General features: G+C 64.2%; 9 protein-coding genes. 2 read left to right on the top strand and 7 right to left on the bottom strand.

Annotated features, from left to right (window positions below; all coding sequences use genetic code 11):
* Nucleotides 1-13 precede the first annotated feature (13 nt).
* Nucleotides 14-1,555 (bottom strand): UxaA family hydrolase, encoded by a 1,542-nt coding sequence (locus AB2N08_RS10660; RefSeq protein WP_367610612.1) that lies wholly within the window; start codon nucleotides 1,553-1,555, stop codon nucleotides 14-16.
* Between the two features lie 411 nt (nucleotides 1,556-1,966).
* On the opposite strand from AB2N08_RS10660, the gene AB2N08_RS10655 reads away from it, so the two are divergent.
* Entirely contained in the window at nucleotides 1,967-2,941 is a 975-nt protein-coding gene (locus AB2N08_RS10655; protein ID WP_367610662.1) for a LacI family DNA-binding transcriptional regulator, read from the top strand.
* An 80-nt stretch (nucleotides 2,942-3,021) separates the two neighbouring features.
* On the opposite strand, the gene secA is transcribed toward AB2N08_RS10655, so the two are convergent.
* On the bottom strand, nucleotides 3,022-5,808 hold the full coding sequence (secA, locus tag AB2N08_RS10650; RefSeq protein WP_367610611.1) for a preprotein translocase subunit SecA: 2,787 nt from the start codon (nucleotides 5,806-5,808) through the stop codon (nucleotides 3,022-3,024).
* A gap of 266 nt (nucleotides 5,809-6,074) precedes the next feature.
* Between secA and AB2N08_RS10645 the strand changes: the two genes are divergently transcribed.
* A complete protein-coding gene (locus AB2N08_RS10645) occupies nucleotides 6,075-6,566 on the top strand; it encodes a DciA family protein (RefSeq protein WP_367610610.1) in 492 nt (163 codons plus the stop codon).
* Between the two features lie 7 nt (nucleotides 6,567-6,573).
* Here the strand turns inward: AB2N08_RS10645 and lpxC are convergent, their stop codons facing one another.
* From lpxC to ftsA, 5 genes are all read right to left on the bottom strand, one after another.
* On the bottom strand, nucleotides 6,574-7,509 hold the full coding sequence (lpxC, locus tag AB2N08_RS10640; RefSeq protein ID WP_367610609.1) for a UDP-3-O-acyl-N-acetylglucosamine deacetylase: 936 nt from the start codon (nucleotides 7,507-7,509) through the stop codon (nucleotides 6,574-6,576).
* A gap of 49 nt (nucleotides 7,510-7,558) precedes the next feature.
* Nucleotides 7,559-8,440 (bottom strand): DMT family transporter, encoded by an 882-nt coding sequence (locus AB2N08_RS10635; RefSeq protein WP_367610608.1) that lies wholly within the window; start codon nucleotides 8,438-8,440, stop codon nucleotides 7,559-7,561.
* Nucleotides 8,441-8,515: 75 nt separating this feature from the next.
* Nucleotides 8,516-9,019, bottom strand: a complete 504-nt coding sequence (locus AB2N08_RS10630; RefSeq protein WP_367610607.1) for a peroxiredoxin — start codon at nucleotides 9,017-9,019, stop codon at nucleotides 8,516-8,518.
* A 333-nt stretch (nucleotides 9,020-9,352) separates the two neighbouring features.
* Nucleotides 9,353-10,552 carry a cell division protein FtsZ gene (gene ftsZ / locus AB2N08_RS10625; protein ID WP_367610606.1) on the bottom strand — a complete coding sequence of 400 codons (1,200 nt, stop codon included), beginning with the start codon at nucleotides 10,550-10,552 and terminating at the stop codon, nucleotides 9,353-9,355.
* A gap of 163 nt (nucleotides 10,553-10,715) precedes the next feature.
* Nucleotides 10,716-11,948, bottom strand: coding sequence for a cell division protein FtsA (gene ftsA / locus AB2N08_RS10620; RefSeq protein ID WP_367610605.1), 1,233 nt, complete (start codon nucleotides 11,946-11,948; stop codon nucleotides 10,716-10,718).
* Between the last annotated feature and the right edge of the window lie 3 nt (nucleotides 11,949-11,951).

The following is an 11,951-nucleotide window of genomic DNA, read 5'->3' as shown; positions in this document are numbered from 1 at the left end:
AAGGCGCAGGAATTCAGCTGACCACGCCAAGGTGCCACGGGATGAATTCGTGGTCGCCCAGGCCCAGCAGTTCGCTCTTGGTGCGCTCGCCCGAGGCGGCGCGAAGGATCTCGTCGAAGATGATCTGGCCCATCTGCTCGATGCTGGCCTCTCCGTCGAGCACCAGGCCGCAGTTGATGTCCATGTCTTCCTCGAGGCGCTTGTACATCGCTGTGTTGCTGGCCAGCTTGAGCGTCGGCGCCGGCTTAGAGCCGAACATCGAGCCGCGGCCCGTGGTAAAGCAGATCAGGTTGGCGCCGCTGGCGATCTGGCCGGTGACGGCCACTGGATCGTAGCCCGGCGAATCCATGAACACGAAGCCAGTGCGGTCGATCGGTTCGGCGTATTCGTAGACCGCCTGCAGCGGCGTGGTGCCGGCCTTCATGGCCGAGCCGAGCGACTTTTCGAAGATATTGGCCAGCCCGCCCTGCTGGTTGCCGTGTCCGACGACGCCGTTGAACTGGGCGTTCTGGCCCTTCGTGTATTCCTTCCACCACTCGAGGCGGTCGAGCAGCTTTTGGCCGACGGCAGGCGTGACGGCGCGGCGCGTGAGCATGTTTTCCACGCCGTGGATTTCAGGCGTTTCGGACAGGATCGCGGTGCCGCCGTGGCGCACCAGGATGTCCATCGCCGCGCCCAGGGCCGGGTTGGCGGTGATCCCCGAAAAACCGTCCGAGCCGCCGCATTCCAGGCCGATCTTGATGTGGCTGGCCGAGACCGGCTGGCGCGTGACGGCATTGGCCGCCGGCAGCATCTGCTGGACCATAGCGATGCCGTCGGCGATCGTCTGGCGCGTACCGCCGGCGTCCTGCATCACCATCGTGCGCAGCTGGCCGCTCTCTTGCAGGTCTTGCGCGCTGACCAGGCTGGCAACCTGGTTGCGCTCGCAGCCCAGGCCCACGATCAGGGCGCCGGCGAGGTTCGGATGGCGCACATAGCCGGCGATGGTGCGTTGCAGGACCTCGAAGTGGTAGCTCGGCGACGACATGCCGCAGCCGCTGGTGTGGGCAAAGGCGACCACGCCGTCGACGTTCGGATAATCGGCCAGGCGCTCCGGCGTAAACCATTCGGCGATCTTGTTGATGGCCGTGGCCGAGCAGTTCACCGACGAGAAGATGCCTATGAAGTTGCGGGTGCCGACCTGGCCGTCGGGGCGCACGATGCCCATGAACCGGGCGCGCTGGTCTTCCGGCAGGTAATCGACGGGGCGCACGTCCTGGCCGAAACCGGGATCGCGGTCGTATTCGCGCAGTTCGATATTGTGCGAGTGGACGTGGTCGCCCGGTTCGATGTCGCGCGCGGCAAAGCCGATCACGGTGTCGTATTTCCTGATCGGCTCGCCGAGGGCGATGCGGCGGGCCGCGACCTTGTGGCCGGCCGGCACCTGCGCGCGCATGCGCACCGCGACGCCGCCGGCTTCGATCTGCTGGCCCAGCGCCAGCTGGCTGCGGGCGATCAGCACGTTGTCGGCCTCATGCAGCCGGATCAGGGGGGAGCTCTGCTGCTCGTTGGTCATGGTTGTCATCGGATGAAATGGGAAAGGGGAAGGTCAGACGCGGCGGCGGCCTGGATGGAGCGCGGCGCCGTCGCCGGGGCGGACGTGGCGGCTCGGGTGCGTGCGCCGGCAATGGCGGCTAGCGCTGGGCAATGGCAGATGGTGCGCATCGTGTCTCCTCTACAGCGTCGGCCCTGAAAACGGCGCCCGTGGTTATCCGGAAATTATTATTATTCGATGTAACCGGTCACTGTTACCGGTTAATGTAACCGGTAACATGCGTTAATCCTAAACCATTTGAGCGGTAATTGCTACAATGACGCACACAAAATTTTTGGGAATACCTTGGACAATGACCTGATACCAGGCCCGGGCACGACGCCACCCGCGGCGCCACGACGCGCACGCCGCAACACCGGCCAGGGCGTCACGTTGAAGGATCTGGCCGGGATCGTCGGGGTCACCAAGGTCACGATTTCACGCGCGCTCAACACGCCCGACCAGGTCTCTCCCGAGACGCTGCGCCGGGTGCAGGAGGCCATCCGCGACACCGGGTATGTGCCGAACCTGTTGGCCGGCGCCCTTGCCTCCAATCGCAGCAAGCTGATCGTGGCGCTGATCCCGTCGCTGTCCGGTTCCGTGTTCCAGGAAACGACCGAAGCGATGACGATCGCACTGGCCGCGGCCGGCTACCAGTTCCTGATCGGACAGAGCGGCTACGACGAATCGCGTGAAGATGCACTGCTCGACGCAGTGATCGGCCGGCGCCCGGCGGGCATCGTCCTGACCGGCGTGGTGCATTCGCCGGCATCGCGCAAGCGGCTGGCCGGGGCCGGCGTGCCGATCGTCGAGACGTGGGACCTGACCGAGGCGCCGATCGACATGCTGGTGGGGTTTTCGCACGCCCAGGTGGGCGCCGCCGCGGCGCGCCACCTGCATGCGCGCGGCGGCCGGCGCGCGGCCGTTATCACGCCGAACGACCGGCGCGCGCTAGCGCGCAGCGCGGCCTTTGTCGACACCATGGCGGCGCTCACCGGGCGCGCGGTGCCGGTGTACCCGGCGCCCTCGCCCACCCACCTCGGCCACGGGCGCGAGGCGCTGGCGCGCGTGCTGGGCAAGCATCCCGATACCGACAGCATCTTCTGCGGCGCCGACAGCCTGGCGCTGGGCGTGCTGATGGAAGCCGGCGCGCGCGGCATCACGGTGCCGCAGCAGCTCAAGGTGCTCGGCTACGGCGACGTCAACTTCGCCGCCCACACCACGCCGGCGCTGACGACGATCCGTGTCAACGGCAGCCGGATCGGCGAACTGGCGGCGTCGATGCTGATCCAGCGTATCGAAAAGGCCGACGTTGCCACGCGCGTGGTCGATGTCGGATTCGAGTTCATCGAGCGCGCCAGTACATGATGTTCAAACTGCAGGCAGCAATAAAAAAGGCCGGGTTTCCCCGGCCGTTTTTTCATGCTACCTGCAGTCTGCGCTGAAGCTTATGCCAGCTTGCCGTGGCACTGCTTGAACTTCTTGCCGCTGCCGCAAGGGCATGGATCGTTGCGGCCGACCTTAACGCCCATATAGCTGCTGTGGTCTTCCGCCGACACGGCGTCGCCTGCACCGCCGGTGTTCGGGTTCGGATTGAACAGTTCTTCCGGCGCGGCCGACGGGTTGTAGTCGGCGTGCTGGTAGTTGACGTTCTCGAGCTGGGCCGCCTGCGCCGCCATCGCCGCTTCGGCCGCATCGACTTCTTCGCGCGACTGGATATGCACGGTCATGACGGTGCGGATCACTTCGTTCTTGATCAGGTCCAGCATATTGGAAAACAGTTCGAACGCTTCGCGCTTGTATTCCTGCTTCGGGTTCTTTTGCGCGTAGCCGCGCAGGTGGATACCCTGGCGCAGGTGGTCCAGCGCCGCGAGGTGTTCGCGCCAGTGGGTGTCCACGCTTTGCAGCATGACGTTGCGCTCGAAGCCGCCGAACGATTCGCGGCCCACGACGCCGACCTTGCTGCTGTACGAGGTCTCGGCCGCAGCCAGCACGCGCTCGAGCAGGTCGTCGTCGTTCAGGTTCGGCTCGTCCTGCAGCATCTGCTGCAGCGGGACGTTCAGGCTCCAGTCGGCTGCCAGCGTCGTTTCCAGCGCCTTGATGTCCCACTGTTCTTCGACCGATTCGGCCGGCACATGGGTGCGCACCTGGTCGGTGAAGACGCCCACGCGCAGCGAATTGATCATGTCGCTGATGTCGGTCGCTTCGAGCAGTTCGTTACGCTGGGTGTAGATCACCTTGCGCTGGTCGTTGGCGACGTCGTCGTACTCGAGCAGTTGCTTGCGCACGTCGAAGTTGCGGGCCTCGACCTTGCGCTGGGCCGACTCGATCGAACGCGAGACGATGCCCGCTTCGATCGGTTCGCCTTCCGGCATCTTGAGGCGGTCCATGATGGCGCGCACGCGGTCGCCCGCGAAGATGCGCAGCAGCGCGTCGTCCAGGCACAGGTAGAAGCGGGACGAACCCGGATCGCCCTGGCGGCCCGAACGGCCGCGCAGCTGGTTGTCGACGCGGCGCGATTCGTGGCGCTCGGTGCCGATGATGTGCAGGCCGCCGGCATTCACCACGTGATCGTGCAGCGATTGCCACTCGTCGCGCAGCGTCTGCGACTGGGCGGCTTTCTGTTCCGGCGTGAGGTTGCCATCGGCTTCGATCAGCTGAATCTGCTTGCCCATATTGCCGCCCAGGACGATGTCGGTACCGCGGCCGGCCATATTGGTGGCGATGGTGATCATCTTCGGCCGGCCCGCCTGCGCCACGATTTCCGCTTCGCGCGCGTGCTGCTTCGCGTTCAGGACGTTGTGCGGCAGGTTCGCCTTGGTCAGAATGCCCGACAACAGCTCGGAGTTCTCGATCGAGGTGGTGCCCACCAGGACTGGCTGGCCGCGCTCGTAGCAGTCACGGATGTCCATGACCATCGCGTTGTACTTCTCGTCGGACGTCTTGTAGACCTGGTCCTGGCGATCCTTGCGCTGCGACGGCCGGTTCGGCGGCACGACGACGGTCTCGAGGCCGTAGATTTCCTGGAATTCGAACGCTTCGGTGTCGGCGGTACCGGTCATGCCGGCCAGCTTGCCGTACATGCGGAAGTAGTTCTGGAACGTGATCGAGGCCAGCGTCTGGTTCTCGTTCTGGATGCGCACGCCTTCTTTGGCTTCGACAGCCTGGTGCAGGCCATCGGACCAGCGGCGGCCCGTCATCAGGCGGCCGGTGAATTCATCGACGATCACCACTTCATTGTTCTGCACCACGTAGTGCTGGTCCTTGTGGTACAGGACGTGCGCGCGCAGCGCAGCGTACAGGTGGTGGATCAGGGTGATGTTGCCGGCGTCGTACAGCGACGCGCCTTCTGGCAGCAGGCCCATCTCGGTCAGGATCGCTTCGGCGTGCTCGTGGCCCGCTTCGGTCAGCAACACGGTGTGCGCTTTCTCATCCTTCAGGTAGTCGCCCGGGACTTCGATCTTGCCCTTGCCGTCCGGGGTTTCTTCGCCGATCTGCTGCACCAGCTGCGGCGGCACCGCGTTCAGGCGGATGTACAGGTCGGTGTGGTTCTCGGCCTGGCCCGAAATGATCAACGGCGTACGCGCTTCATCGATCAGGATCGAGTCGACTTCATCGACCACCGAGAAATTCAGGCCACGCTGGACACGCTCGCGCAGGTCGTAGACCATATTGTCGCGCAGGTAGTCGAAGCCGAATTCGTTGTTGGTACCGTAGGTGATGTCCGAGCTGTAGGCTTTTTGCTTGCTGTCGTGATCGAGCTGCGACAGGTTGACACCGGTCGTGAGGCCCAGCCAGCCGTACAGCTGGCCCATCTGGTCGGCATCGCGCTGGGCCAGGTAATCGTTGACGGTAATGACGTGCACGCCCTTGCCCGACAGGCCGTTCAGGTAGACCGGCAGCGTTGCCATGAGGGTCTTGCCCTCGCCCGTGCCCATCTCGGCGATTTTGCCCTGGTGCAGGACCATGCCGCCGATCAGCTGCACGTCGAAGTGGCGCATCTTCATCACGCGCTTGGCAGCTTCGCGGCAGACGGCAAACGCTTCCGGCAGGATCTCGTCGAGGGTCGCGCCCTTGGCCAGCCGGTCCTTGAATTCAGGCGTCTTGGCTTGCAGTTCCGCGTCCGAGAGCTGCTCCATCTGTGGCTCGAGCGCGTTGATGACACGCACGGTCTTTTGATATTGCTTGAGCAGTCGCTGATTGCGACTGCCGAAAATCTGGGTCAGGAATGACATGCTTGGTTTCTAGTATTAAATACGCCGCAATAGACGCCAATGAGGGAGCCAAGATGATATCAAACAGATTTCACCAAAGACCGCGTTAGGCAAATAACCACTGATTTTATCATGCGATTCGGCCACACTTGGGGATCGTAGGCAGGATAACAAGTCCTGCATGGACAGAAACGTTATCAGACTGCCTCGTGCCGCGCGCAATTCCGCCCTCCCGGCACGCTTCCCGGGGTTTCCCAACTTGCGGCGCGCTGTGGTATGTTCCGAGCATGCAGCAATCTCCCCCCAAGCGTCCGGTCCACATCTTCGGCACCAAGAACCGGCAGACTTCGCACGCCGCGACCGACTTCCTGCGCTCGAACGATCGCCTGGCCAGCCTGATGCCGGCCATCACACGCATGGCGCGCCTGCAGAACGATTGCGCGGCGGCGCTGCCGGCCGTGTTTCACAACTGCGATGTGCTGTCGTTCCAGGAAGGCGTCCTGATCCTGGCCGTGCCCAGCTCGGCGCTGGCGGCGCGGCTCAAGCAGATGCTGCCGAAGTTGCAGACGACGCTGATCGGGCGCGGCTGGCAGGTGGAATCGACCCGCATCAAGGTGCAGGTCACGCGTGCGCTGCCCGACAAACCCGAGATGCGTACGCTGGAGCTGCCGCCGACGGCGGTGCGCGCGTTCGAGGAACTGGCCGCGTCGCTACCGGACGACAAGCAGAATCACGACCTGGTGGCGGCGCTCAGGGCGCTGGCGGCAAAGAGAAGATAAGAGCGTTTCAGCTCTGCGCCCACTCGCGCGTCATCTGCTTCACATACGACGGCGGCGCCGTCTCCAGCGCATCGAAGCTGACGATCTCGTACGAATCCGGCTGCGCCAGCAAAGCGCGCAGCAGGTCGTTATTGAGCGCGTGGCCCGACTTGTGCGCCGTGTAGCTGGCCAGCAGCGGATGACCGACCAGGTACAAATCACCGATCGCATCGAGGATCTTGTGGCGCACGAATTCATCCTCGTAGCGCAGGCCATCGGCATTGAGGATGCGGTACTCGTCCATCACGATCGCGTTCTCGAACGAGCCGCCGCGCGCCAGGCCCATGCCGCGCAGGCTTTCCACGTCCTGCATGAAGCCGAACGTGCGTGCACGCGCCACGTCGCGCACATAGGTGATGTCGCCGAAGTCCACGCTCGCGCGCTGCATCGTGCCATCGACCGCCGGGTGATTGAATTCGATGAAGAAGTCGAGCTTGTAGCCGTTGTGCGGCGACAGGCGCGCCCATTTCTCGTTCGCGCCGCTACCCTGGCGCACTTCGACGTCTTTCAGCACGCGGATGAATTTGCGCGCCGACGGTTGTTCTTCGACGCCGGCCTGCTGCAGCAGGAACACGAACGACGAGGCCGAACCGTCCATGATCGGGATTTCCTCGGCCGTCACGTCGATGACGAGGTTGTCGATTCCGAGGCCGGCGCAGGCCGACATCACGTGTTCGACGGTCGAGACGCGCGCATCGTCCTTGATCAGCACCGACGCCATGCGCGTGTCGCCCACCACGTGCGCCGAGCTGGGAATGGACACGATCGGGTCGAGATCGACCCGGCGGAACACGATGCCCGTGTCCGGCCCGGCCGGGCGCAGGGTGAGTTCGACCTTGCGGCCCGAGTGCAGCCCGACACCTGTGGCGCGGACCAGTTCCTTGATGGTTCGTTGTTTCAGCATGGATCGATTATAGCCCAGCGTGTTTCACGCTGCTGCGCCCTGCCTGGCTTCAGGGATGTTCGGCTTCGACGTGCTCTTTCTCGTGGCGGATCAGATACAGCCCGCTGCCGATGATGATTGCCGCGCCCAGCAGCGTGTAGCCGTCGGGCAGCGCGCGCCACAGCAGCCAGTCGAGGCCCACGCCCCAGGCCAGGGCCGAGTATTCGAACGGCGCCACGCTCGACGCCTCGCCGCGCGAAAACGCCTCGGTGATCGCCAGTTGACCGATGAAGCCCGACACGGCCAGGCCGCACAGCAGCGGGATTTCGCGCGCCGGGATCGGGACCCAGCCGGGCGCCGCCAGCAGGCCGGCCCCGATCGAAATCAGGACGATCAGCCAGAACACCGTATGCTCGCTGCGATCGGTCCGTGCCAGCACCCGCACCGTAATGGCCGAGACGGCGTAGCACGCGGCCGACCCCAGGACCGCCAGCCCGCCCACTGTCAGGAAGCCCGCACCGCTGGGACGCAGCACCACCAGCACGCCGAGCAGGCCGACGCCGATGGCGACCCAGCGCGCCAGGTTCACGCGCTCGCGCAGCAGCAGCACCGACAGTGCGGTGATCAGGGCCGGCGCGATGAAGAAGATCGAATACGCTTCGGCCAACGACAGTTGTTGTAGTCCAAAGGCGAACAGCGCCAGCATCAGGATGCCCAGCACCCCGCGCAGCAGGTGCATCGGCCAGCGAACCTGGAAGATGCCGGCAAACGCCCCGCGCCAGGCCACGTAGGCAGTAATCAAGGGCAGCGAGCAGATGGCGCGCAGCGCCGCGACCTGCAGCGCCGGATAGCGCGCCGACAGCAGCTTCATCGCCGTGTCCATCAGGGCGAACATGAAGACGGCGAGCAGCATCGCGTAGATGCTGTACAGGTTTCCGGATGGGCGCTTCATGAGGCGGCTTTCAACGAGATGGGGTGAAAAAAACGGCGCCGCGGCGCCGTTGGTCATGCGGTCGTGCGGCGGGGATCAGCCCAGCTTTTGCAGCATCGCTTCGGCGCTCGAGGCTTCGACGCCCTTGGCGTCGAGGTCCAGCGTCTTGACGATGCCGTCTTCGACAAGCATCGAGTAGCGCTTCGAGCGCACGCCCATGCCGTGTGCCGAAAAGTCGTTGTCCAGGCCCAGGGCCTTGGTGAACGTGGCGTTACCGTCGGCCATCATGCGCACGATGCCGGTGGCCTTCTGGTCGCGGCCCCAGGCGCCCATCACGAACGCATCGTTGACCGAGATGCACCAGATCTCATCGACGCCCTTGGCTTTGAGGTCGTCGGCGTGCTTGACGTAACCCGGCACGTGCTGCACCGAGCAACCCGGCGTGAAGGCGCCCGGCAGGCCGAAGATGACGATTTTCTTGCCCTTGACCAGATCGGCGATCTGGAAGGTGTTCGGGCCCAGGCTGCAGCCTTCGGTTTCGTTCTCGATGAATTCTGCCAGGGTGCCTTCCGGCAGGCGTTCGCCAATCTGAATGCTCATGTTCGCTCCTGTTGATGTTTTGTGAATCTTGTCATTATCGCCGATCCGGGATCGGTGTGCAGGTCTTCGCCAATCGCCAGCTTTCGAGAACACCCCCGCCCCCAAAACCGTCATTCCCGCCCTCGCCGGGCGCCTTGGCGGGAATCCAAGTTTGCAAACGCAGCCTTCATCATCACGCGTAGCAGCAGCGCTGAGGACTTGGGTTCCCGCCTCCGCGGGAACGACGTATGACCGCTGCGGGCTTGAACACCTGCACGCGGCACGCAAACAAAAAGGCCAGCTTGCGCTGGCCCTTTCAACAAGCCGGCTCGCGCCGGCCATCACGCAAACGACTCAGTCGGCCTGCTTGCGCAGGAACGCTGGAATATCGTACGTCTCGACGCCATTGCGCTGCATCGCCTGCACTTGCTCGGACGCCTGCTCGCGGCGCCACACGGCTGGCTGCTTCATGCCGCCCAGCGCGTCGGCGCTGGCCTTGCCGGCGGTCAGGCCGCCGGCCACTGCTGCCGCGCCCTGCATCACTGGCGCGTCGTAGGTACCGGTGCGCATGACTTGCTGCGGCTGGACCAGCTGGATCGACTTCTTGTTCTTGCCCAGGCCCGTGGCGACCACGGTCACGCGGATTTCGTCGCCCATGGCGTCGTCGTAGGCGATACCCTGTGCGATCGACGCGTCCGGCGCGGCGAAGGCGCGCACGGCGGCCATGACTTCCTTGATCTCTTTACCTTTCAGGCCACGGCTTGCGGTCACGTTGACCAGCACGCCCTTGGCGCCCGACAGGTCGATACCGTCGAGCAGCGGCGAGGCGACTGCCTGTTCGGCGGCGATGCGCGCGCGGTCGACGCCCGACGCGGTGGCAGTGCCCATCATGGCCTTGCCCTGCTCGCCCATGATCGTCTTGACGTCGTTGAAGTCGACGTTGATGTGGCCCGGCACGTTGATGATCTCGGCGATACCGGCGACGGCGTTGTTAAGCACGTCGTCGGCGTGCTGCATCCAGTCGAGCATGCTCTCGTCTTCGTAGATGTCTTCGAGTTTTTCGTTCAGGATGACGATCAGGGAGTCGACGTGCTTGGTCAGTTCTTCCAGGCCCGCTTCGGCCACGTCCATGCACTTCTGGCCTTCGTACGAGAACGGCTTGGAGACGACAGCCACGGTCAGTGCGCCCATCGACTTGGCCACTTCGGCCACGATCGGTGCAGCGCCGGTGCCGGTGCCGCCGCCCATGCCGGCCGCGATGAAGACCATGTGCGCGCCGCGCAGTGCGTCTTCGATGCGCGAGCGCGATTGCTCGGCGAGCTGGCGACCGACTTCAGGACGCATCCCTGCGCCCAGGCCCGAGTCACCGATCTGGATGATGTTGTTGGCGCCCGAAACGGCCAGCGCCTGCGCGTCCGTGTTTGCGGCGATGAACTCGACACCGGATACACCTTTATTGATCATGTGCTGAACCGCGTTGCCGCCGGCGCCACCGACGCCCACGACCTTGATCACGGTCCCCAGTGCTGCGTTATCGACCATATCGAACTCCATGATGTGCTCCCTAATTTTCAAAGTGCAGTTCCTGGAACGAGGCCTTTGCGTATCTGGTTCGCTGCCTCAAACCGGTATCTGCGATTGTATGTAAAAAACTGTAATCCGTGATGAAATTTCGCTACCTAATTTGTTACCAAGTGCTAGTGCATTTGCTGGTGAGTCAGAAGTTCCCCGCGATCCACTCCTTCATGCGCTGCCAGACTGCCTTCACCGAACCGTCCTGACGCGTGACGATATGTCCGCGCAGGTACTGCTTCTTCGCTTCGAGCAGCAAGCCAAGGACGGTTGCGTAGCGTGGGCTGCGCACCACATCGGCCAATTGCCCGCGGTAGTCCGGCGTGCCGAGGCGTGCCGGTTTGAGGAAGATGTCTTCCGCCATTTCGATCATGCCGGGCATGATCGCGCTGCCGCCAGTCAGGACGATGCCGGACGACAGCACGCCTTCGTAGCCCGATTCGCGCACCGCCTGGTGCACCATCGCGAACAGCTCCTCCACCCGGGGCTCGATCACGGCCGCCAGCGCCTGACGCGACAAAGCGCGCGGGCCGCGGTCACCGAGACCTGGCACTTCGAGTGTCTCGCCCGGATCGGCCAATACCTGCTTGGCCACCCCGTAGCGGATCTTGATATCTTCGGCTTCGCCGGTTGGCGTGCGCAACGCCATCGCGATGTCGCTGGTGATCTGGTCGCCCGCGATCGGGATCACGGCCGTGTGGCGGATCGCGCCGTCCGAGAACACCGCGATGTCGGTGGTGCCGCCGCCGATGTCGATCAGGACCACGCCCAGTTCCTTTTCGTCGACCGTCAGCACCGCGTCGGCGGACGCCATCGGCTGCAGGATCAGGTCGGAGACCTCGAGACCGCAGCGGCGCACGCACTTTACAATGTTTTGCACTGCGGAGACCGCACCGGTGACAATGTGCACGCGCACTTCCAGGCGGATGCCGCTCATGCCGATCGGCTCGCGCACGTCTTCCTGGTTGTCGACGATGAATTCCTGCGGCACCGTGTGCAGCAATTGCTGGTCGGTCGGGATGTTGACCGCCTTGGCGGTCTCGATCACGCGCGCCACGTCGGTGGCCGTGACCTCTTTATCCTTGATCGCCACCATGCCGCTCGAATTGAACGAGCGGATATGGCTGCCGGCGATGCCGGCGTAGACGTTGCGGATCTTGCAGTCCGCCATCAGCTCGGCCTCTTCCAGCGCGCGCTGGATCGATTCGACGGTGGCCTCGATGTTGACGACCACCCCCTTCTTCAATCCCTTGGACTCGTGCTGGCCCAGCCCGATCACCTCGTGGCGTCCGTCGGACATCACTTCGGCGACCACGGCCACCACTTTACTGGTGCCGATGTCGAGGCCGACGATCAGGTTTTTCGCGTCTTTTGTCATTGC

Origin of the sequence: Massilia aurea (assembly GCF_040790145.1) — a bacterium.
Taxonomy (GTDB): Bacteria; Pseudomonadota; Gammaproteobacteria; order Burkholderiales; family Burkholderiaceae_D; genus Telluria; species Telluria aurea_C.
The sequence above is the reverse complement of the archived record's forward strand: the minus strand, read 5'-3'. Positions and strand labels throughout refer to the sequence as shown.

Bases quoted from the DNA above. Each gene is read 5' to 3' on its own strand.
- AB2N08_RS10630 (WP_367610607.1), bottom strand. From the start codon at position 9,019: ATGAGCATTCAGATTGGCGAACGCCTGCCGGAAGGCACCCTGGCAGAA.
- ftsA (WP_367610605.1), bottom strand. From the start codon at position 11,948: ATGACAAAAGACGCGAAAAACCTGATCGTCGGCCTCGACATCGGCACC.
- AB2N08_RS10660 (WP_367610612.1), bottom strand. From the start codon at position 1,555: ATGACCAACGAGCAGCAGAGCTCCCCCCTGATCCGGCTGCATGAGGCC.
- ftsZ (WP_367610606.1), bottom strand. From the start codon at position 10,552: ATGGAGTTCGATATGGTCGATAACGCAGCACTGGGGACCGTGATCAAG.
- AB2N08_RS10645 (WP_367610610.1), top strand. From the start codon at position 6,075: ATGCAGCAATCTCCCCCCAAGCGTCCGGTCCACATCTTCGGCACCAAG.
- AB2N08_RS10635 (WP_367610608.1), bottom strand. From the start codon at position 8,440: ATGAAGCGCCCATCCGGAAACCTGTACAGCATCTACGCGATGCTGCTC.
- lpxC (WP_367610609.1), bottom strand. From the start codon at position 7,509: ATGCTGAAACAACGAACCATCAAGGAACTGGTCCGCGCCACAGGTGTC.
- secA (WP_367610611.1), bottom strand. From the start codon at position 5,808: ATGTCATTCCTGACCCAGATTTTCGGCAGTCGCAATCAGCGACTGCTC.